The following is a 21840-nucleotide window of genomic DNA, read 5'->3' on the forward strand; positions in this document are numbered from 1 at the left end:
CTAACCCCTTAGCGCTTGGCTTTCTTGTCTGCCACGTGACCACGATAGGTCCGTGTAGCAGAGAATTCGCCCAATTTGTGACCGACCATGTCTTCGGAAATAATAACCGGGACATGTTGGCGACCGTTGTGTACTGCGATGGTCAGACCAACCATCTGCGGCAGAATCATCGAGCGGCGCGACCAGGTTTTCACCGGCTTGCGATCGTTCTTTTCTGCTGCAACTTCGACCTTCTTCAGTAGGTGAAGATCGATAAAAGGACCTTTCTTCAGAGAACGCGGCACGTCGTTTCCCCTCTATTACTTGCTGCGACGACGGACAATCATATTGTCTGTGCGCTTGTTTGACCGAGTCTTGGCACCCTTAGTGGGGAAGCCCCAAGGCGACACCGGATGACGACCACCAGAAGTACGCCCTTCACCACCACCATGCGGGTGATCAACCGGGTTCATGGCAACACCACGAACGGTCGGACGAACACCGCGCCAGCGACTGGCACCGGCTTTGCCCAGGGAGCGCAGGCTGTGTTCACCGTTGGATGCTTCACCCAGGGTGGCACGGCACTCGCCGAGGACCTTGCGCATTTCACCGGAACGCAAGCGAACGGTGACATAAGCGCCTTCACGAGCAACCAGCTGCACGGAGGCACCGGCGCTGCGAGCAACCTGAGCACCCTTTCCGGGCTTCAGTTCGATCGCGTGGATGGTGCTACCCACCGGAATATTACGCAGTGGCAGAGTGTTGCCCGGCTTGATCGGCGCATCAGCACCTGAGATCACCTGGTCGCCAGCAGTCACACCCTTAGGTGCGATGATGTAGCGGCGCTCGCCATCGGCATACAGCAGCAGAGCAATATGAGCGGTACGGTTCGGATCGTATTCGATACGCTCAACGATGGCTGGAATGCCATCCTTGTTACGACGAAAATCGACCAGACGGTAGTGCTGCTTATGACCGCCCCCGCGATGACGCGTGGTGATGCGGCCATTATTGTTACGTCCACCAGACTTGCTTTGCTTCTCAAGCAAAGGTGCATAAGGAGCACCCTTGTGCAGGTCTGAGTTCACGACCTTTACAACGAAGCGGCGGCCAGCGGAAGTAGGTTTACATTTAACAATTGCCATGATGTACCCCTCTCTTATTCAGCGCTGGCGAAGTCGAGGTCCTGACCGGCTTTCAGGCTGACATACGCCTTCTTCCAGTCATTACGCTTGCCCAGTCCGCGAACGGTTTGCTTGGTCTTGCCTTTGACATTCAAGGTCGAAACACTATCAACCTCGACGCTGAACAGCTGCTCAACGGCCTTCTTGATTTCCAGCTTGGTCGCGGTGGATTCCACCTTGAAGACAAACTGGTTTTTGCTGTCAGCCAGCACGGTAGCCTTTTCGGATACATGCGGGCCGAGCAATACTTTGAAAATGCGCTCTTGGTTCATCCCAGCATCTCCTCGAACTTCTTAACAGCAGGCACAGTGATCAGTACCTTGTCGTAAGCGATCAGGCTGACCGGATCAGAACCTTGCACATCACGTACATCGACATGGGGCAGGTTGCGCGCAGCCAGGTACAGATTGGTGTCCAGGCTGTCAGTTACGATCAGCACCTTCTCCAGATTCAGTTCCTTGAGCTTGCTTACCAGAGCCTTGGTCTTGGGGGCTTCAACTGCGAAGCTCTCAACCACGACCAGACGATCCAGACGCACCAGCTCGGACAGGATCGAGCGCAGAGCGCCACGGTACATCTTCCTGTTCAGCTTCTGCTCATGGTCCCGCGGACGAGCCGCAAAAGTGGTACCGCCCCCGCGCCAGATAGGGCTGCGGATAGTACCGGCACGAGCACGGCCAGTACCTTTCTGACGCCATGGCTTCTTACCGCCACCGGACACTTCAGAACGGGTCTTTTGCTGCTTGGTGCCCTGACGACCACCAGCCATATAAGCAACAACGGCTTGGTGAACCAGGGTTTCATTAAACTCGGTGGCAAAGGTCAGATCAGATACTTCGATCGCATTTGCACCAGCTACATTCAAATTCATGTGAACTCCCCTTTAACCCTTGGCCTTGACTGCCGGGCGAACAATGACGTCGCTACCAGGCGCACCGGGAACCGGGCCCTTGATCAGCAGCAGGTTACGTTCGGCGTCAACGCGTACGATTTCCAGGGTCTGCACGGTCACTTGCTCAGCACCCATGTGGCCGGCCATCTTCTTACCCTTGAATACGCGACCCGGGGTCTGGCACTGGCCAATGGAACCGGGAACACGGTGGGATACAGAGTTACCGTGGGTGGCATCCTGACCGCGGAAGTTCCAGCGTTTGATGGTACCGGCAAAGCCCTTACCCTTGGACTGACCGGTAACGTCTACTTTCTGGCCCGCTTCGAAAATACCGACATTGATTTCTGCGCCCGCTTCGAATTCAGCGCCGTCTTCCAGGCGGAATTCGCATACGCTGCGACCTGCAGCAGTATTCGCTTTGGCAAAATGCCCAGCCATCGGCTTGCTGACGCGACTGGCGCGACGCTCACCCACAGTGACCTGAATGGCGCTATAGCCATCCGTGTCGCGGGACTTGACTTGAGTGATACGGTTTGGCTCGACTTCAACCACCGTAACAGGAATGGAAACACCATCTTCAGTGAAAACGCGGGTCATACCGCATTTCCGGCCGACTAAACCGATAGTCATGTTGTAAACCTCATAAGTGCACGGGGCTATTACCCGCTATGGCCGCCCATTTCAGGGCGTTGCACGACCGATAGCCCCCGTCGTTTGGGGCTATCAGCCGAGGCTGATTTGAACCTCAACGCCAGCTGCAAGGTCCAGTTTCATCAGCGCATCGACAGTCTTGTCGGTAGGCTGAACGATATCCAGCACCCGCTTATGGGTACGGATTTCATATTGATCCCGGGCATCTTTGTTGACGTGAGGAGAAGTCAGCACTGTAAAACGCTCTTTGCGCGTCGGCAAAGGTATCGGACCACGCACCTGAGCCCCAGTACGTTTCGCGGTATCCACGATTTCCTGGGTTGATTGATCTATCAGGCGATGGTCAAAAGCCTTCAACCGAATACGAATCTGTTGGTTCTGCATTTGACCAGAAACTCCAAGCTTCATTTTTCAGAGCACACCCACTACTGGGCAGGCCCATCCAAGGGAGGCGCAATTCTACTGATGCGCCAGTCACGTGTCAACCATAATACAAAAGCCCCCGATCAATCGGGGGCTTTTGCGTATGGCTTCAGATCATCAAGCGATAATCTTGGCAACCACGCCGGCACCAACGGTACGACCACCTTCGCGAATCGCGAAGCGCAGGCCGTCTTCCATGGCGATCGGAGCGATCAGCGTAACGTCCAGCTTGACGTTATCGCCAGGCATGACCATTTCCACGCCTTCGGGCAGTTCGCAGGAACCGGTCACATCAGTGGTCCGGAAGTAGAACTGCGGACGGTAGCCCTTGAAGAACGGAGTGTGACGACCGCCTTCATCCTTGCCCAGCACGTACACTTCAGCTTCGAACTGAGTGTGCGGCTTGATGGTGCCCGGCTTGGCCAGAACCTGACCACGCTCAACGTCTTCACGCTTGGTGCCACGCAGCAGTACGCCAACGTTCTCACCAGCACGACCTTCGTCGAGCAGCTTGCGGAACATCTCAACACCAGTACAAGTGGTCTTGACGGTGTCCTTGATACCGACGATTTCCACTTCTTCCTGGATACGCACGATACCGCGCTCAACACGACCAGTCACAACGGTACCGCGACCGGAGATGGAGAAGACGTCTTCGATTGGCATCAGGAACGGCTTGTCGATGGCACGCTCAGGCTCGGGGATGTAGCTGTCCAGAGTCTCGACCAGAGTCTTGACTGCAGTGGTGCCCATGCCGTTGTCATCCTGACCGTTCAGCGCCATCAGCGCGGAACCGATGATGATCGGAGTGTCGTCACCAGGGAAGTCGTAAGTGCTCAGCAGATCGCGCACTTCCATCTCAACCAGTTCCAGCAGCTCTTCATCATCAACCATGTCTGCCTTGTTCAGGAACACGACGATGTAAGGAACGCCAACCTGACGGGACAGCAGGATGTGCTCACGGGTCTGCGGCATAGGGCCGTCAGCAGCGGAACAAACCAGGATAGCGCCGTCCATCTGCGCAGCACCGGTGATCATGTTCTTGACGTAGTCAGCGTGACCGGGGCAGTCAACGTGTGCGTAGTGACGAGTCGGGGAATCATACTCAACGTGGGACGTGTTGATGGTGATACCACGAGCCTTCTCTTCCGGCGCGTTGTCGATCTGATCGTAGCCCTTGGACGTACCGGCGCTACCGAATACTTCGGCGCAGACACGGGTCAGAGCAGCGGTCAGAGTGGTTTTGCCATGGTCAACGTGACCGATGGTGCCCACGTTCAGGTGCGGTTTACTGCGTTCAAACTTTTCTTTTGCCACGATTAGTAACCTCTTCAATTAGCCAGGAAGCAATCAACCTTGCTTCTTGATGATAGCGTCAACGATGTTCGAGGGAGCCTCGGCGTATCTGGAAAACTCCATGGCGTAGCTCGCGCGTCCCTGGGACATGGAGCGTACATCCGTGGCGTAACCAAACATCTCACCCAGCGGAACCTCAGCTCGGATGATTTTCCCGGAAGGAGAATCTTCCATTCCCTGGACCAGACCACGACGACGGTTAAGGTCACCCATCACGTCACCCATGTAGTCCTCGGGGGTCACTACTTCAACTTTCATCATGGGCTCGAGCAGAACAGCACCACCCTTCTGGGCCAATTGCTTGGTGGCCATGGAAGCAGCGATCTTGAACGCCATTTCGTTCGAGTCAACATCATGATAAGAACCATCAAAGATGGTTGCTTTGAGGCTGAGCAGCGGGTAGCCGGCGAGAACACCGTTTTTCATCTGCTCATCAATGCCCTTCTGTACCGCCGGAATGTATTCCTTCGGCACCGTACCACCAACCACTTCACTGACGAAGATCAGGCCTTCAGCGGCGTCATCAGCCGGCTCGAAGCGGATCCAGACGTGACCAAACTGACCACGACCACCGGACTGACGCACGAACTTGCCTTCGATCTCGCAGGTATTGCGAATCGCTTCACGGTAAGCCACCTGCGGCTTGCCGATGTTGGCTTCAACGTTGAACTCGCGCTTCATGCGGTCAACCAGAATATCCAGGTGCAGCTCGCCCATACCACCAATGATGGTCTGACCGGACTCTTCGTCGGTGCGCACACGGAAAGAAGGATCTTCCTGGGCCAATTTACCCAGAGCGACGCCCATTTTTTCCTGGTCGGCTTTGGTCTTCGGCTCGACGGCAACGTGAATCACCGGCTCAGGGAAGTCCATACGCTCGAGAACGATCTGCTTGTCCAGGTCGCAAAGAGTGTCACCAGTGGTGACGTCTTTCATGCCGATCAGGGCAGCAATATCACCCGCGCGCAGCTCCTTGATCTCGGCACGATCGTTGGCTTGCATCTGCACCATACGACCAACGCGCTCTTTCTTGCCTTTGACCGAGTTGATCACCGAGTCACCGGAAGACAGCACGCCAGAGTAAACGCGAACGAAGGTCAGAGTACCAACGAAGGGGTCGGTAGCGATCTTGAATGCCAGAGCAGCAAAGGGCTCTTCATCACTGGAGATACGCTGATCGGTTTTCTCGTCATCATCCGGGTGTACACCCTTGATGGCCACAACCTCATCCGGAGCCGGCAGGAAGTCAATAACAGCATCGAGTACCAGCGGCACGCCCTTATTCTTGAAGGAAGTACCACAGACAGCCGGAACGATTTCATTGGCCAGCGTACGCTGACGCAGGCCAGCCTTGATCTCTTCGAGAGTCAGCTCGCCACCTTCCAGGTACTTATTCATCAGCTCTTCATTGGCTTCGGCGGCCGCTTCAACCAGCTTCTCGCGGTACTCTTCAGCCAGCTCAAGCATGTCCGCAGGAATCTCTTCCTCGCGGAAAGCCATGCCCATGTCGGCATCGCTCCAGTACATCGCTTTCATGCGCAGCAGATCGATCTGGCCAACGAAGTTCTCTTCCGAGCCAATCGGCAATTGAACCGCCACAGGGGTATGCCCCAGGCGCTTCTTGATCTGCTCAACAACGCGCAGGAAGTCGGCACCCTGACGGTCCATCTTGTTCACGTAAACAATACGCGGCACACCGTACTTGTTGCACTGACGCCATACGGTTTCGGACTGCGGCTCAACACCGGAGGTACCACAGAACACCACGACCGCACCATCAAGCACGCGCAGCGAGCGCTCTACTTCAATGGTGAAGTCAACGTGACCAGGGGTGTCGATGACGTTGATGCGGTGTTGCTTGTACTGCTTCTCGGAACCCTGCCAGAAAGCGGTTACAGCAGCAGAGGTAATGGTAATACCACGCTCCTGCTCCTGAGCCATCCAGTCAGTGGTACTGGCACCATCATGGGTTTCACCCATTTTATGGTTGACGCCTGTGTAGAACAGGATCCGTTCCGTGGTTGTGGTTTTGCCCGCATCGACGTGCGCACAAATACCGATATTTCGGTACAGATTGATCGGGGTTGTACGAGCCACGATAGTCTCCTGAGTCGTTGTTTAGAAGCGGTAGTGGGAGAATGCTTTGTTCGCTTCAGCCATACGGTGCACGTCTTCACGCTTCTTGACCGCAGAACCTTTGCCTTCAGATGCATCAAGCAGTTCGCCGGCAAGGCGCAGATCCATCGACTTCTCGCCACGCTTACGGGCAGCATCTACCAACCAACGCATTGCCAGAGCATTGCGACGGGAGGGACGCACTTCAACCGGAACCTGGTAGGTGGCACCACCTACACGGCGAGATTTGACCTCAACCAGCGGAGCGATGGCATCGAGCGCCTTTTCAAACAGCTCGACCGGATTATCGGTCTTGGCGCGCTCTTTGACCTTCTCCAGAGCACCATACACGATGCGCTCTGCGGTCGATTTCTTGCCGCTTTCCATTACATGGTTCATGAATTTAGCGAGAACCTGGCTGCCATATTTAGGTTCTGGCAGGATCTCACGTTTTGCCGCTACACGACGTCTTGGCATGATAAGCCCCTCAAACGGTCTTCAGGTTAGCTCAGGACTGCAACAATTGTGTTACGCCTGACCTTACTCTTATCGACTCAGGTTAAATGAATTCAAACTTACTTCGGACGCTTCGCGCCGTACTTGGAACGACCCTGCTTACGGTCTTTGACACCGGAGGTGTCCAGCGAACCGCGAACCGTGTGGTAACGCACACCTGGCAAGTCTTTTACACGGCCGCCGCGAATCAGAACGACGCTGTGCTCTTGCAGGTTGTGACCTTCACCACCGATGTAGGAAGAAACTTCAAAGCCGTTGGTCAGGCGCACACGGCAGACTTTACGCAGAGCCGAGTTCGGCTTCTTCGGCGTGGTGGTATATACGCGAGTACATACTCCACGACGCTGCGGGCAGTTCTGCAGCGCGGGCACGTCGCTTTTTTCAGCAACACGCTTGCGCGGCTTTTGAACCAGCTGGTTGATTGTTGCCATCTAGCAAAACTCCACTGATGTCCTGGGACATATTAAATAAAACGGCAGGGCCAAACGCCCCGCCTATTTTAGGGGTACGGAATTCTATAGAGACCTCCCCTCACCGTCAAGCTCACCCGCCTTACGCTACGACGGGTGACACCTATCAGCTGCTGCTGGAATTCAGCGCATCCGACAGGGCTTGCTCGACTTCACTTGCACTTACCTTGCTCGGCTTGTCTGCCATGCGCTTACGCTTGCGCTCGGCGTGATAAGCCAGACCGGTACCGGCCGGAATCAGTCGTCCAACTACCACGTTTTCCTTCAGACCACGCAGGTGATCGCGCTTGCCGGTAACGGCAGCCTCGGTCAGTACCCGCGTTGTCTCCTGGAAGGAGGCAGCCGAGATGAAGGATTCGGTCGACAACGATGCCTTGGTGATACCCAACAGTACACGTTCGTACTTGGCCAGGAACTTGTCCTGCCCCGCCAGCGTCTCGTTTTCTTCCAGCACGTGGGTCAGCTCGACCTGATCACCTTTGATGAAGCGGGAGTCGCCCGATTCGGTGATCTCGACTTTGCGCAGCATCTGACGAATAGTCACTTCGATGTGCTTATCGTTGATCTTCACACCCTGCAGGCGGTAAACGTCCTGAATCTCATTGACGATATACTTGGCCAGCTCGCTGACACCCAGCAGACGCAGAATATCGTGCGGGTTGCTCGGACCATCGGAGACAACCTCACCCTTGCTGACCTGCTCACCCTCAAACACGTTCAGGTGACGCCACTTCGGAATCAGCTCTTCGTAGTGATCGCTGCCATCGTTCGGAGTAATGACCAGTCGACGCTTGCCCTTGGTTTCCTTACCGAAGGAAATCGTACCGCTGATTTCCGCCAGAATGGACGGCTCTTTCGGACGACGCGCCTCGAACAGGTCGGCAACACGCGGCAGACCACCGGTGATGTCGCGGGTCTTGGAGGTTTCCTGTGGAATACGTGCCAGGACGTCACCAATGCTCACCTGCACGCCATCGGACAGGTTGACCTGCGTTTTCTCGGGCAGGAAGTACTGAGCCGGTACGTCAGTACCTGGCAGCATCAATTCCTTACCGTCAGCATCCAGCAGTTTTACGGTCGGACGGATGTCCTTGCCGGAAGTTGGACGCTCATGCACCGCCATCACTTCAATGTTGGTCAAGCCGGTCAGCTCGTCGGTCTGGCGGCGGATGGTGATCCCCTCCTCCATACCCACGAAGTGCGCCGTACCGGCAATTTCGGTGACGATCGGGTGAGTGTGCGGATCCCACTTGGCCACAACCTGGCCTGCCTGCACCTTGTCCCCTTCGTGAATGGAGATCACGGCACCATAGGGCAGCTTGTAACGCTCGCGCTCACGACCGAACTCGTCCGCCAGAGCCAGCTCACCGGAGCGGGATACGGCAACCAGGGCGCCGTCGTCACGGGTTACGTGCTTCAGGTTGTGCAGGCGAATGGTACCGGCACTCTTGACCTGAATACTGTCCTGAGCAGCGGTCCGGCTCGCCGCACCACCGATGTGGAACGTCCGCATCGTAAGCTGGGTACCCGGCTCACCGATTGACTGGGCCGCGATAACACCCACCGCCTCACCGATATTGATCTGGTGACCACGCGCCAGGTCACGACCGTAACAGGTGGAGCACACGCCGTAGCGGGTTTCACAGGTAATCGGCGAACGCACGATCACTTCGTCGACACTGTTGGTTTCGAGGAACTCGACCCACTGCTCGTCGACCAGGGTGCCACCGGCGACAATGATGTCTTCAGTGCCCGGCTTGAACACATCACGGGCGATGACTCGACCCAGAACGCGCTCACCCAGCGGCTCAACGATGTCCCCGCCTTCGATATGCGGCTTCATCACCAGACCGCGATCTGTTCCGCAGTCGACTTCGGTGATAACCAGGTCCTGCGCCACATCAACCAGACGACGAGTCAGGTAACCGGAGTTGGCGGTTTTCAACGCCGTATCCGCCAGCCCCTTACGCGCACCGTGGGTCGAGATGAAGTACTGAAGTACGTTCAGACCTTCACGGAAGTTGGCGATAATCGGCGTCTCGATGATCGAGCCGTCCGGCTTGGCCATCAGACCACGCATACCGGCCAGCTGACGGATCTGAGCAGCGGAACCCCGCGCCCCCGAATCAGCCATCATGTACATGGAGTTGAAGGACTCCTGCTCGACCTCTTTGCCATCGCGATCCAGCACGCGAGTGGACTTGAGGTTGTCCATCATCGCCTTGGAGATCTCGTCGTTGGCCTTGGACCACAAGTCGATGACCTTGTTGTACTTCTCGCCGGCGGTAACCAGACCGGAAGCGTACTGGTCTTCGATTTCCTTCACCTCGGCAGTGGCGTCTTCGATGATCTGTGCTTTCTCGTCGGGAATGACGAAGTCATTCACACCGATGGAGGCACCGGAGATCGTCGAATAGGCAAAACCGGTGTACATCAGCTGATCAGCGAAGATGACCGTCTCTTTGAGCCCGACAACCCGGTAACAGGTATTGATCAGCTTGGAGATCGCCTTCTTCTTCAACGGCTGGTCAACCAGCTCGAACGGCAGACCCTTGGGCAGAATCTGGAACAGCAACGCACGGCCAGCAGTGGTGTCGATAATGCTCGACTCCGTGGTCCAGCTCTCGTCCTTGTGCTTGACGGTTTGCTCGATACGCACCTTGACCAGAGCGTGCAGATCAACCTGACCACTGCGATAGGCCATCTCGACCTCAGCGATACTGGCGAAACGCATGCCTTCGCCACGCGCATTGATGCGCGAGCGGGTCATGTAGTACAGGCCCAGTACCACGTCCTGCGACGGCACGATGATCGGCTCGCCACTGGCAGGGGACAGGATGTTGTTGGTGGACATCATCAGGGCGCGTGCTTCCAGCTGAGCCTCAAGGGTCAGCGGAACGTGCACGGCCATCTGGTCACCGTCGAAGTCGGCGTTATAGGCCGCACAGACCAACGGGTGCAGCTGTATAGCCTTACCTTCAATCAGTACCGGCTCGAACGCCTGGATACCCAGACGGTGCAGGGTCGGTGCGCGGTTCAACAGGACCGGATGCTCACGAATGACTTCAGCCAGGATATCCCAGACCTCCGGCAGTTCGCGCTCGACCATCTTCTTCGCAGCTTTGATGGTGGTCGCCAGACCACGGTGCTCCAGCTTGCCGAAGATGAACGGCTTGAACAGCTCCAGAGCCATTTTTTTCGGCAGACCGCACTGATGCAGACGCAACGTCGGACCCACCACGATCACCGAGCGACCGGAGTAGTCGACACGCTTACCGAGCAGGTTCTGACGGAAACGGCCTTGCTTACCCTTGATCATATCGGCAAGGGATTTCAGCGGACGCTTGTTGGTGCCGGTGATGGCACGGCCACGACGACCGTTATCCAGCAGCGCATCAACCGATTCCTGCAGCATGCGCTTTTCGTTGCGCACGATGATATCCGGCGCGGACAGGTCCAGCAGTCGCTTCAGACGGTTGTTACGGTTGATCACCCGACGGTACAGATCGTTCAGGTCGGATGTCGCGAAACGGCCACCATCCAGCGGTACCAGCGGACGCAGGTCCGGCGGCAGTACTGGCAGAACAGTCAGAACCATCCATTCCGGCTTATTGCCAGAACCCTGGAAGGCTTCCATCAGCTTCAGACGCTTGGACAGCTTCTTGATCTTGGTTTCCGAGGTGGTCTGTGGAATTTCCTCACGCAGACGGGAAACCTCGTGCTCCAGATCCATGGCAGTCAGCAGCTCGTAGACCGCTTCGGCACCCATACGGGCGTCGAACTCGTCACCGAACTCTTCCAGCGCTTCAAAGTACTGCTCATCGTTCAGCAGCTGGCCTTTCTCCAGCGTGGTCAGACCAGGCTCGATCACGACGTAGCTTTCGAAATACAACACCCGCTCGATGTCACGCAGGGTCATGTCCAGCAGCAGACCGATCCGGGACGGCAGGGACTTCAGGAACCAGATGTGCGCAACCGGCGACGCCAGTTCAATGTGACCCATGCGCTCACGACGCACCTTGGCCAGTGCGACTTCAACACCGCACTTCTCACAGATGACGCCACGGTGCTTGAGGCGCTTGTACTTGCCACACAGGCACTCGTAGTCCTTTACCGGGCCAAAGATCTTGGCGCAGAACAGACCATCACGCTCCGGCTTGAATGTCCGGTAGTTGATGGTTTCCGGCTTTTTGACTTCGCCGTAGGACCATGACCGGATCATTTCCGGTGATGCCAAGCCGATTCGAATGGAATCGAACTCTTCAACTTGTCCTTGGGACTTGAGCAGGTTCAATAAGTCTTTCAAGGCCTATACTCCTCGCAGTGTCTCAAGGGCGGAGAAACTCCGCCCGAGACGTGGGCAGTCGGTGGTTATTCGGATTCCAGGTCGATGTCGATGGCCAGAGAGCGAATCTCCTTGACCAACACGTTGAAGGACTCGGGCATCCCGGCCTCCATGCGATGGTCACCGTCCACGATGTTTTTATACATCTTGGTACGGCCATTAACGTCATCCGATTTGACGGTCAGCATTTCCTGCAGGGTGTAGGCGGCGCCATAGGCTTCCAGTGCCCAGACCTCCATCTCCCCGAAGCGCTGTCCGCCGAACTGAGCCTTACCACCCAGCGGCTGCTGTGTTACCAGGCTGTACGAACCGGTCGAACGAGCGTGCATCTTGTCGTCGACCAAGTGGTTCAGCTTGAGCATGTACATGTAACCGACAGTGACCGGGCGATCGAAGGCGTTACCGGTACGACCGTCGTACAAGCGCATCTGCCCGCTATCCGGCAGGTCCGCGAGGCGCAGCATGTGCTTGACCTCAACCTCTTCGGCACCGTCGAACACGGCAGTCGCCATAGGCACACCGGCACGCAGGTTATTGGCCAGCTCGATAATTTCCTGATCGCTGAACGACTCCAGATTTTCCTGACGGCCACCGACCTTGTTGTACACCTCGTCGAGGAACTCACGCAGCTCAGCAACCTTGCGCTGCTCTTCGAGCATAAGGTTGATCTTTTCACCCAAGCCCTTGGCCGCGAGGCCCAGGTGGGTTTCCAGAATCTGTCCGACGTTCATCCGCGAAGGTACACCCAGCGGGTTGAGGACGATGTCCACCGGCGTGCCGTTCTCGTCATGGGGCATGTCTTCGATCGGCATGATGACCGAGATGACACCCTTGTTACCGTGACGACCAGCCATCTTGTCACCCGGCTGGATGCGACGCTTGATCGCCAGGTAGACCTTGACGATCTTCAGTACGCCCGGCGCCAGGTCGTCGCCCTGCTGCAGTTTGCGCTTCTTGTCTTCGAACTTTTCATCGAGCAGCTTGCGACGGTCGATGATGTAAGCCTGCGCCCGCTCCAGCTGTTCGTTGAGATTGTCTTCGCTCATGCGCAGCTTGAACCACTGGCCACGCTCGATACCCTCGAGAATCTCGGCTGTCAGCTCGGTGCCCTTCTTCAGGCCAGCACCGCCTTCAGCAGTGTGACCGATCAGCGCAGCACTCAGACGCTCGAAAGTTGCCGTTTCGATGATCCGGAACTCTTCCTGCAGATCCTTACGGATCTCATCCAGCTGTTCTTTCTCGATGGCCAACGCACGCGTGTCACGCTCGACGCCGTCTCGAGTGAACACCTGAACATCAATAACCGTACCCTTGGTGCCAGTCGGCACGCGCAGGGAGGTATCCTTGACGTCGGACGCCTTCTCACCAAAGATCGCACGCAGCAGCTTCTCTTCCGGTGTCAGCTGAGTCTCGCCTTTGGGCGTAACCTTGCCGACCAGAATGTCGCCAGTGCCGACTTCAGCACCCACGTAGACGATACCGGCTTCATCCAGCTTGCCCAGTGCCGCTTCACCGACGTTGGGGATATCGGAGGTGATTTCCTCTGGCCCCAGCTTGGTGTCACGGGAAACACAGGTCAGCTCCTGAATATGGATAGTGGTGAAGCGATCTTCCTGGACCACACGCTCGGACACCAGAATGGAGTCTTCGAAGTTGTAGCCGTTCCACGGCATGAACGCCACGCGCATGTTCTGACCCAGAGCCAGCTCACCCATATCAACGGAAGAACCGTCAGCCATAATATCCCTGGCCGCAACCTGTTCGCCTTTTTTCACCAGCGGACGCTGGTTGATGCAGGTGTTCTGGTTGGAGCGGGTGTACTTGGTCAGGGTGTAGATATCCACCCCGGCTTCACCGGCTTCGACTTCGTCGTCATTGACGCGCACAACGATACGGCTGGCATCGACTGAGTCGATTACCCCGCCGCGGCGAGCAGTCACACAAACACCGGAGTCGCGAGCCACGTTGCGCTCCATGCCGGTACCCACCAGCGGCTTCTCTGCACGCAGTGTCGGTACGGCCTGACGCTGCATGTTGGAACCCATGAGTGCACGGTTGGCATCATCGTGCTCGAGGAACGGAATCAGCGAGGCAGCCACCGACACAACCTGGCGCGGCGACACGTCCATCAGAGTCACATCTTCCGGAGCCTTGACGGTGAATTCGTTCATGTGGCGAACGGTTACCAGCTCTTCAACCAAGCGGCCGTCGCGAACTTCGGCACTGGCCTGGGCGATCACATGGTCAGACTCTTCAATAGCCGACAGGAAGACGATCTCGTCGGTCACCACGGCATCTTTGACGCGACGATACGGGCTTTCCAGGAAGCCGTACTCGTTGGTGCGCGCATAGGTGGCCAGCGAGTTGATCAGACCGATGTTCGGACCTTCAGGCGTCTCGATCGGACATACACGCCCATAGTGGGTCGGGTGGACATCACGCACTTCGAAGCCGGCACGTTCCCGGGTCAGACCGCCTGGCCCAAGCGCAGATACACGACGCTTGTGAGTGATCTCGGACAGCGGGTTGTTCTGGTCCATGAACTGGGACAGCTGGCTGGAACCGAAGAATTCTTTCACTGCCGCCGCAACCGGCTTGGCATTGATCAGATCCTGCGGCATCAGGCCTTCGCTTTCGGCCATGGACAGACGTTCCTTGACCGCGCGCTCGACACGCACCAGGCCCACACGGAACTGGTTCTCGGCCATTTCCCCGACGGAACGGATACGACGGTTACCCAGGTGATCGATGTCATCAACCACACCCTTGCCGTTACGGATATCAACCAGGGTCTTGAGCACCTCGATGATGTCTTCCTTGCTCAACACACCCGCGCCTTCGATCTCTTCACGACCGATACGGCGATTGAACTTCATCCGGCCAACGGCAGACAGATCGTAGCGATCACTGCTGAAGAACAGGTTGCTGAACAGGGTTTCGGCTGCATCCTTGGTTGGCGGCTCGCCAGGACGCATCATGCGATAGATTTCCACCAGCGCTTCAAGCTGAGTGGTGGTGTTATCGATGCGCAGCGTATCGGAGATGAACGGACCACAATCGATATCGTTGGTGTACAACGTCTCGATATGGTCAACCTGGGCCTTGATCAGCTTGTCGATCAGGTCCGCAGTCACCTCGGCGTTGCCGTCCGCAAGAATCTCACCGGTGGCCGGATGTACAACTGTCTTGGCGATGGTGCGGCCAATCAGGTAGTCATACGGCACTTCCAGACTGTTGATGCCCGCTTTTTCCAGCTGATTGATGTGGCGCGCGGTAACCCGACGACCTGTCTCGACAATGACCTTGCCTTTGCCATCGGTGATATCGATAGTCGCGATCTCACCACGCAGACGCTGCGGCACCAGTTCCAGCTGCAGACTTTCGCCATGCACTTCGAACTTGTTGGTGTCATAGAAAATGTCGAGGATTTCTGCGGTCTGGTAACCCAGCGCACGCAGCAGGACAGACGCCGGCAGCTTGCGACGACGGTCGATACGAACAAAGACCGCATCCTTGGGATCAAACTCGAAATCCAGCCACGACCCACGGTAAGGAATCACGCGAGCGGAATACAGCAGCTTGCCGGAGCTGTGCGTCTTGCCACGGTCGTGGTCGAAGAACACACCCGGGCTGCGGTGCAGCTGGGATACGATCACACGCTCGGTACCGTTGATCACGAAGGTACCGTTCTCAGTCATCAGGGGTATTTCACCCATGTAGACTTCCTGCTCCTTGATGTCCTTGATCGCCTTGCTTGCGGATTCGCGATCAAAGATGATCAGGCGCACTTTCACCCGCAGCGGGACCGCATAGGTCACACCACGCAGCACGCATTCCTTGACATCGAAAGCCGGCTCACCTAACCGGTAACCGACATATTCGAGCGCCGCATTACCGGAATAGCTGATAATGGGGAAGACAGATTTGAAGGCCGCGTGCAGACCGATATCACGAACGCTGTCCTTGCCTGCATCGGCCTGCAGGAACTCCCGATAGGAATCCAGCTGAATCGCCAGCAGATAAGGCACATCCATCACATGCGGCAGTTTGCCAAAGTCCTTGCGGATACGTTTTTTCTCAGTATATGAGTAAGCCATCAGCGTTCCCCAGCTTGGTCACCTGCTTGATTGGCTCCCCCTGACGGGAAAGCCTGAAAATGCTTGCAAGACCTAGTCTTGCTCACTCGCTTGGAGTGGATCCGTTCGCCTGAGATCAGGCTGGAACGGCAAAAGGCCGGTGGCACACAGGCCACCAGCCATCAATCTGACCGTTGATCAGACTGTCGACGCAAGGTCGCGCAAGCTTACTTGAGCTCGACCGTTGCACCAGCCTCTTCCAGCGTCTTCTTCGCTGCTTCGGCTTCGTCCTTGGAAACACCTTCCTTGACGGTAGCAGGAGCGCCGTCAACCATAGCCTTGGCTTCTTTCAGGCCCAGACCGGTCAGCTCGCGCACTGCCTTGATGGCGTTAACTTTCTTCTCGCCAGCAGCAGTCAGGATGACGTTGAATTCGGTTTGCTCTTCAGCAGCAGCCGGACCGGCAGCTGGGCCAGCAGCAACAGCTGCGGCAGCGGAAACACCGAACTTCTCTTCCATTGCGCTGATCAGTTCAACGACCTGCATAACGGACATTTCGGATACTGCATTGATGATATCTTCGTTGGTCAGAGCCATGACTCACTATTCCTGTATTGGGGGACAACCCTTTGGGCTGTCAAAACATTAAAAGCAAAAGAGTAAAGCGTCAGCAGGCAAATTAGGCCGCCTCGGCTTCCTTCTGATCGCGGACAGCAGCCAATGTACGAACGAACTTGCTGGTAGCGCCTTGAATCACGCTCATCAGCTGGCTGATCGCCTCGTCGTAAGTTGGCAGCGTGGCCAGAATGTCGATCTGGTCAGCTGAAAGGTAGTTGCCTTCAAACGCAGCTGCCTTGATCTGGAATGCGTCCTGACCCTTTGCGAAGTCCTTGAACAAACGGGCAGCAGCGCCCGGATGTTCGTTGGAGAACGCAATCAGGGTCGGACCGACAAAGACGTCGTTGAGGCAGTCATACTGAGTGCCTTCAACCGCACGACGCAGCAGGGTGTTACGTACAACGCGTACATAAACACCAGCTTCACGTGCATCTTTGCGCAGACCAGTCATGGCAGATACGCTTACACCGCGGGCATCAGCCACAACGGCAGACAGCGCACCTTTGGCAGCTTCGTTGACTTCAGCGACGATGGCCTTTTTGTCTTCGAGCTTAATTGCCACGGGTTCTACTCCTGGATTTACCATTGATCGCCCTGGGGCGATATGTTTTGGTGTCTGATCCAGCCTGCACTGAATCGTGAGCACCATCTGCGTAGGCCTGAGGATTACTCCTCGATTTGAGGCTTTCGCCACCTACGGTCTTGGATAGCCCCCAACTGGCAGGGACCCCAATAATGGACGCGCCGCGAGAGGCGCGTCGTTAAACCAATAATCAGTCCAGCGCGGAGTGATCGACCTGGATGCCCGGCCCCATGGTGGTGCTCAGGGAAACGCGCTGCAGATAAACACCCTTGGAGGTCGACGGCTTGGCCTTTCTCAGGTCGGCAAGCAGCGCCTCAACGTTCTCTTTCAGCTTGACCGGCTCGAAGCCGACCTTGCCTACGGAGCAATGAATGATGCCGTTCTTGTCGGTGCGGTAACGAACCTGACCAGCCTTGGCATTCTTCACTGCAGTACCAACATCAGCAGCAACCGTGCCCACTTTGGGGTTCGGCATCAGGCCGCGCGGGCCAAGCAGCTGACCCAGCTGACCCACAACACGCATCGCATCCGGAGAAGCGATAACGACGTCATAGTTCAGATCACCGGCCTTCATTTCGGCAGCCAGGTCATCCATACCTACTTTGTCAGCGCCCGCAGCCAGAGCCGCTTCAGCGTTGGCACCCTGAGTGAACACAGCAACGCGAACGGTTTTGCCGGTACCATGGGGCAGCAAAGTTGCGCCACGAACGACTTGGTCGGATTTGCGCGGATCAACACCCAGGTTGACGGCAACGTCGACGGATTCAACAAACTTGACGCTGGAAACTTCGGCCAGCAGGGCTGCAGCTTCTTCGAAGCCGTAAACCTTGGTGCTATCAACTTTCTCGTTGATTGCTTTTTGACGCTTGGTCAGCTTGGACATTTAAACGCCCTCCACGGTCAGACCCATACTACGAGCAGAGCCCGCGATGGTGCGTACAGATGCTTCCAGACCGGCAGCAGTCAGATCAGCCTGCTTGATATTGGCGATCTCTTCGATCTGAGCACGAGTAACCGTGCCCACTTTCTGGCTGTTCGGACGAGCAGAACCGCTCTTGACACCAGCAGCCTTCATCAGCAGTACAGCAGCAGGCGTACTCTTGGTTTCAAAAGTGAAGCTGCGGTCGCTGTAAACAGTGATGATCACAGGCGTCGGCAGACCTGGCTCAACGCCTTGGGTCTTGGCGTTGAACGCCTTGCAGAACTCCATGATGTTTACGCCGTGCTGACCCAGGGCCGGACCTACTGGCGGACTCGGGTTAGCCTGACCGGCCTTGACTTGCAGCTTGATATAAGCCTGAATCTTCTTTGCCATTTTAGCTCTCCAATGGGTAATAGCGCCTCGCGGCTCCCCGACTTAATATAATGCCCACTGACAACAAAACCCCGCACTGCCATCGGGCACTGCAGGGTTCAGGTGGGCGATTGAACTCAGCCTTTTTCGACCTGACTGAATTCGAGCTCCACTGGTGTGGGGCGACCAAATATGAGAACAGCCACCTGAACCCGGCTTTTCTCATAGTTAACTTCTTCAACAACACCATTGAAATCAGCGAATGGGCCGTCAGTAACCCTGACCACCTCACCCGGCTCGAACAGTGTCTTCGGCTTGGGCTTGTCACTACCATCGGCCACACGGCGCAGGATAGCTTCTGCTTCGCGGTCGGTGATTGGCGCCGGCTTATCGGCAGTACCACCGATAAAGCCCAGTACGCGAGAGGTGTCCTTGACCAGGTGCCAGGTTCCTTCGTTCATTTCCATTTGAACCAGAACGTAGCCAGGGAAGAACTTGCGCTCACTCTTGCGCTTCTGGCCGTTGCGCATTTCCACTACTTCTTCAGTGGGCACAAGGATGTCACCGAACTGCTCTTCCATTCCGGCCAGCTTCACGCGCTCCTGGAGCGAGCGCATTACATGCTTTTCAAAACCGGAGTATGCATGTATGACGTACCAACGCTTAGACACGGAGCACCCTTTAGCCAATGAACTTAGAAATAATCCAACCCAGGAGGGTATCGAGCCCCCACAGGATCAGGGCCATGACCAGGACAACTGCCACAACAATGAGAGTTGTCTGAGTGGTTTCCGCACGAGTTGGCCAGACAACCTTCCGGATCTCGATGCGTGCTTCTTTGAGCAGCGCCCAGAAGGCCTTGCCTTTTTCGGTTTGCAGGGCCACGAAGCCCGTCACCAGGCCGAGCGCAACCAGCGCTACGGCACGATACAAAACAGATTCGGCTGCGAAATAATGATTACCGTATACGCCGACAAAAACGAGTATAGCTACGGCGATCCACTTAAGGACATCTAAGCGGCCGTCGTTAGTCTCTGCCTTGGTGCTCATCAATCGTAAAATCCTGTTTTGTCTTTGCCAGATAATCTGGCAGGCCAGGAGGGAATCGAACCCCCAACCTGCGGTTTTGGAGACCGCCGCTCTGCCAATTGAGCTACTGGCCTGTAATCGCAGTTGAGCCGGCAATGATACCGGCTCAACAGTTCAAGATCAATTACTAATTAAGCAATGATCTTGGCAACCACGCCGGCACCAACGGTACGACCACCTTCGCGAATCGCGAAGCGCAGGCCGTCTTCCATGGCGATCGGAGCGATCAGCGTAACGTCCAGCTTGACGTTATCGCCAGGCATGACCATTTCCACGCCTTCGGGCAGTTCGCAGGAACCGGTCACATCAGTGGTCCGGAAGTAGAACTGCGGACGGTAGCCCTTGAAGAACGGAGTGTGACGACCGCCTTCATCCTTGCCCAGCACGTACACTTCAGCTTCGAACTGAGTGTGCGGCTTGATGGTGCCCGGCTTGGCCAGAACCTGACCACGCTCAACGTCTTCACGCTTGGTGCCACGCAGCAGTACGCCAACGTTCTCACCAGCACGACCTTCGTCGAGCAGCTTGCGGAACATCTCAACACCAGTACAAGTGGTCTTGACGGTGTCCTTGATACCGACGATTTCCACTTCTTCCTGGATACGCACGATACCGCGCTCAACACGACCAGTCACAACGGTACCGCGACCGGAGATGGAGAAGACGTCTTCGATTGGCATCAGGAACGGCTTGTCGATGGCACGCTCAGGCTCGGGGATGTAGCTGTCCAGAGTCTCGACCAGAGTCTTGACTGCAGTGGTGCCCATGCCGTTGTCATCCTGACCGTTCAGCGCCATCAGCGCGGAACCGATGATGATCGGAGTGTCGTCACCAGGGAAGTCGTAAGTGCTCAGCAGATCGCGCACTTCCATCTCAACCAGTTCCAGCAGCTCTTCATCATCAACCATGTCTGCCTTGTTCAGGAACACGACGATGTAAGGAACGCCAACCTGACGGGACAGCAGGATGTGCTCACGGGTCTGCGGCATAGGGCCGTCAGCAGCGGAACAAACCAGGATAGCGCCGTCCATCTGCGCAGCACCGGTGATCATGTTCTTGACGTAGTCAGCGTGACCGGGGCAGTCAACGTGTGCGTAGTGACGAGTCGGGGAATCATACTCAACGTGGGACGTGTTGATGGTGATACCACGAGCCTTCTCTTCCGGCGCGTTGTCGATCTGATCGTAGCCCTTGGACGTACCGGCGCTACCGAATACTTCGGCGCAGACACGGGTCAGAGCAGCGGTCAGAGTGGTTTTGCCATGGTCAACGTGACCGATGGTGCCCACGTTCAGGTGCGGTTTGCTGCGTTCGAACTTCTCTTTAGCCATCTCGAGAGATCCCCTATGCTGAGTGCAATGCGCGAGTCACGCGACCATTAAATAAAAGGCAGATATTTGCATATCTGCCTTGATACTGGAGCTCATGAGCGGAGTTGAACCGCTGACCTCACCCTTACCAAGGGTGTGCTCTACCAACTGAGCTACATGAGCTTATACCATCGCATTACCGGACTGGAGCGGGTAGCGGGAATCGAACCCGCACTATCAGCTTGGAAGGCTGAAGTTCTACCGTTGAACTATACCCGCCAGGAGCAACTTGCCCGGTAATACTAAATCTGGTGGAGGGAGAAGGATTCGAACCTTCGAAGGCTAAGCCGTCAGATTTACAGTCTGATCCCTTTGACCGCTCGGGAACCCCTCCGTAAAAGAGGCGCCATTTTCATCAGTTGGCGCCGCCGTGTCAACACTTTTCTTAGAAAAAACCGCAACTTGAACAGTTTTTTCAGTGTTATCTCCCTAGCCACTACCCATCAACCATCTGGGAGTCATGCTGGAGCGGCGGCTATTCTAGGGCATGCCCCCATTGTTGGCAACACCCTTGCACGGCTGGTATTGATGCTGCAGGCCAGGGAAATCGACTCGCAACCGCGTCAGCATGGCCTGATCTACCAGGCGTCTGGCTTTGCTCCCTACCTCGACGACGAACTGCTGATCCTTCTTACTCAACGCATGTATTCGCACATCAAGCCCCAACTGCTGCAATTGCCCTTGCCTGACCTGCGCATAGTCTTCGCGGGAGAACACCCCCAGCGAAAGACTTCCCATCATCTCGCCGCGGGTAATCAGGAAGCTGTCTATCCCCTGCTCCTGAAGCGCCGACAATTGAATAACCGCATGCCGCTCGCCACCCACTGAATCGCACCGGGTTTCGTGGAGGCCTCAACTCTTGAGAGAATGAGGCATGAAG

Annotated in this window: 20 protein-coding genes and 4 tRNA genes; all 24 read right to left on the reverse strand. The window is 56.3% G+C overall.

What is annotated here, in order from left to right; all coding sequences use genetic code 11:
- Window positions 1-8 precede the first annotated feature (8 nt).
- Complete coding sequence (gene rpsS / locus INT39_RS18915; protein WP_090275827.1) at window positions 9-284, reverse strand: 30S ribosomal protein S19; 276 nt, start codon at window positions 282-284, stop codon at window positions 9-11.
- Between the two features lie 15 nt (window positions 285-299).
- A complete protein-coding gene (gene rplB / locus INT39_RS18920; protein ID WP_193075547.1) occupies window positions 300-1124 on the reverse strand; it encodes a 50S ribosomal protein L2 in 825 nt (274 codons plus the stop codon).
- A gap of 14 nt (window positions 1125-1138) precedes the next feature.
- Complete coding sequence (rplW, locus tag INT39_RS18925) at window positions 1139-1435, reverse strand: 50S ribosomal protein L23 (protein WP_193075548.1); 297 nt, start codon at window positions 1433-1435, stop codon at window positions 1139-1141.
- Window positions 1432-2034 (reverse strand): 50S ribosomal protein L4, encoded by a 603-nt coding sequence (rplD, locus tag INT39_RS18930; RefSeq protein WP_193075549.1) that lies wholly within the window; start codon window positions 2032-2034, stop codon window positions 1432-1434. The genes rplW and rplD overlap by 4 nt, the downstream gene beginning before the upstream one ends.
- Window positions 2035-2046: 12 nt before the next feature.
- Window positions 2047-2685, reverse strand: a complete 639-nt coding sequence (gene rplC / locus INT39_RS18935) for a 50S ribosomal protein L3 (protein WP_193075550.1) — start codon at window positions 2683-2685, stop codon at window positions 2047-2049.
- A gap of 93 nt (window positions 2686-2778) precedes the next feature.
- Window positions 2779-3090 carry a 30S ribosomal protein S10 gene (gene rpsJ, locus INT39_RS18940; RefSeq protein WP_193075551.1) on the reverse strand — a complete coding sequence of 104 codons (312 nt, stop codon included), beginning with the start codon at window positions 3088-3090 and terminating at the stop codon, window positions 2779-2781.
- Between the two features lie 156 nt (window positions 3091-3246).
- Complete coding sequence (tuf, locus tag INT39_RS18945; RefSeq protein WP_193075552.1) at window positions 3247-4446, reverse strand: elongation factor Tu; 1200 nt, start codon at window positions 4444-4446, stop codon at window positions 3247-3249.
- A gap of 33 nt (window positions 4447-4479) precedes the next feature.
- Complete coding sequence (gene fusA / locus INT39_RS18950; RefSeq protein ID WP_193075553.1) at window positions 4480-6582, reverse strand: elongation factor G; 2103 nt, start codon at window positions 6580-6582, stop codon at window positions 4480-4482.
- A gap of 21 nt (window positions 6583-6603) precedes the next feature.
- On the reverse strand, window positions 6604-7077 hold the full coding sequence (gene rpsG, locus INT39_RS18955; protein WP_193075554.1) for a 30S ribosomal protein S7: 474 nt from the start codon (window positions 7075-7077) through the stop codon (window positions 6604-6606).
- 98 nt (window positions 7078-7175) lie between these two features.
- Window positions 7176-7547, reverse strand: coding sequence for a 30S ribosomal protein S12 (rpsL, locus tag INT39_RS18960; RefSeq protein ID WP_036993737.1), 372 nt, complete (start codon window positions 7545-7547; stop codon window positions 7176-7178).
- A gap of 145 nt (window positions 7548-7692) precedes the next feature.
- Entirely contained in the window at window positions 7693-11892 is a 4200-nt protein-coding gene (gene rpoC, locus INT39_RS18965) for a DNA-directed RNA polymerase subunit beta' (RefSeq protein WP_193075555.1), read from the reverse strand.
- 65 nt (window positions 11893-11957) lie between these two features.
- The gene (gene rpoB, locus INT39_RS18970; RefSeq protein WP_193075556.1) at window positions 11958-16028 is read right to left on the reverse strand and encodes a DNA-directed RNA polymerase subunit beta; all 4071 of its coding nucleotides are present in this window, start codon (window positions 16026-16028) and stop codon (window positions 11958-11960) included.
- 206 nt (window positions 16029-16234) lie between these two features.
- Window positions 16235-16603, reverse strand: a complete 369-nt coding sequence (gene rplL / locus INT39_RS18975) for a 50S ribosomal protein L7/L12 (RefSeq protein WP_193075557.1) — start codon at window positions 16601-16603, stop codon at window positions 16235-16237.
- A gap of 82 nt (window positions 16604-16685) precedes the next feature.
- A complete protein-coding gene (gene rplJ / locus INT39_RS18980; RefSeq protein WP_193075558.1) occupies window positions 16686-17186 on the reverse strand; it encodes a 50S ribosomal protein L10 in 501 nt (166 codons plus the stop codon).
- Window positions 17187-17397: 211 nt separating this feature from the next.
- Entirely contained in the window at window positions 17398-18090 is a 693-nt protein-coding gene (gene rplA / locus INT39_RS18985; RefSeq protein WP_193075559.1) for a 50S ribosomal protein L1, read from the reverse strand.
- Complete coding sequence (rplK, locus tag INT39_RS18990; RefSeq protein WP_193075560.1) at window positions 18091-18522, reverse strand: 50S ribosomal protein L11; 432 nt, start codon at window positions 18520-18522, stop codon at window positions 18091-18093.
- A 116-nt stretch (window positions 18523-18638) separates the two neighbouring features.
- Complete coding sequence (gene nusG, locus INT39_RS18995) at window positions 18639-19172, reverse strand: transcription termination/antitermination protein NusG (RefSeq protein WP_090275801.1); 534 nt, start codon at window positions 19170-19172, stop codon at window positions 18639-18641.
- A 10-nt stretch (window positions 19173-19182) separates the two neighbouring features.
- Window positions 19183-19551 (reverse strand): preprotein translocase subunit SecE, encoded by a 369-nt coding sequence (gene secE / locus INT39_RS19000; RefSeq protein WP_193075561.1) that lies wholly within the window; start codon window positions 19549-19551, stop codon window positions 19183-19185.
- A 37-nt stretch (window positions 19552-19588) separates the two neighbouring features.
- Window positions 19589-19664: transfer RNA gene (locus INT39_RS19005), tRNA-Trp, on the reverse strand.
- A gap of 57 nt (window positions 19665-19721) precedes the next feature.
- Window positions 19722-20921, reverse strand: a complete 1200-nt coding sequence (tuf, locus tag INT39_RS19010) for an elongation factor Tu (protein WP_193075552.1) — start codon at window positions 20919-20921, stop codon at window positions 19722-19724.
- An 86-nt stretch (window positions 20922-21007) separates the two neighbouring features.
- A tRNA-Thr gene (locus INT39_RS19015) sits at window positions 21008-21083 on the reverse strand.
- A 22-nt stretch (window positions 21084-21105) separates the two neighbouring features.
- Window positions 21106-21179, reverse strand: a tRNA-Gly gene (locus INT39_RS19020).
- A 30-nt stretch (window positions 21180-21209) separates the two neighbouring features.
- Window positions 21210-21294, reverse strand: a tRNA-Tyr gene (locus INT39_RS19025).
- A gap of 146 nt (window positions 21295-21440) precedes the next feature.
- A complete protein-coding gene (locus tag INT39_RS19030) occupies window positions 21441-21755 on the reverse strand; it encodes a hypothetical protein (protein WP_193075562.1) in 315 nt (104 codons plus the stop codon).
- Between the last annotated feature and the right edge of the window lie 85 nt (window positions 21756-21840).

The sequence above is a fragment of the Pseudomonas sp. FME51 genome (genome assembly GCF_014897305.1).

Bases quoted from the DNA above. Each gene is read 5' to 3' on its own strand.
- rplB (WP_193075547.1), bottom strand. From the start codon at position 1,124: ATGGCAATTGTTAAATGTAAACCTACTTCCGCTGGCCGCCGCTTCGTT.
- rplW (WP_193075548.1), bottom strand. From the start codon at position 1,435: ATGAACCAAGAGCGCATTTTCAAAGTATTGCTCGGCCCGCATGTATCC.
- rplD (WP_193075549.1), bottom strand. From the start codon at position 2,034: ATGAATTTGAATGTAGCTGGTGCAAATGCGATCGAAGTATCTGATCTG.
- rplC (WP_193075550.1), bottom strand. From the start codon at position 2,685: ATGACTATCGGTTTAGTCGGCCGGAAATGCGGTATGACCCGCGTTTTC.
- rpsJ (WP_193075551.1), bottom strand. From the start codon at position 3,090: ATGCAGAACCAACAGATTCGTATTCGGTTGAAGGCTTTTGACCATCGC.
- rpsG (WP_193075554.1), bottom strand. From the start codon at position 7,077: ATGCCAAGACGTCGTGTAGCGGCAAAACGTGAGATCCTGCCAGAACCT.
- rpsL (WP_036993737.1), bottom strand. From the start codon at position 7,547: ATGGCAACAATCAACCAGCTGGTTCAAAAGCCGCGCAAGCGTGTTGCT.
- rpoB (WP_193075556.1), bottom strand. From the start codon at position 16,028: ATGGCTTACTCATATACTGAGAAAAAACGTATCCGCAAGGACTTTGGC.
- rplL (WP_193075557.1), bottom strand. From the start codon at position 16,603: ATGGCTCTGACCAACGAAGATATCATCAATGCAGTATCCGAAATGTCC.
- rplA (WP_193075559.1), bottom strand. From the start codon at position 18,090: ATGTCCAAGCTGACCAAGCGTCAAAAAGCAATCAACGAGAAAGTTGAT.
- rplK (WP_193075560.1), bottom strand. From the start codon at position 18,522: ATGGCAAAGAAGATTCAGGCTTATATCAAGCTGCAAGTCAAGGCCGGT.
- secE (WP_193075561.1), bottom strand. From the start codon at position 19,551: ATGAGCACCAAGGCAGAGACTAACGACGGCCGCTTAGATGTCCTTAAG.
- tuf (WP_193075552.1), bottom strand. From the start codon at position 20,921: ATGGCTAAAGAGAAGTTCGAACGCAGCAAACCGCACCTGAACGTGGGC.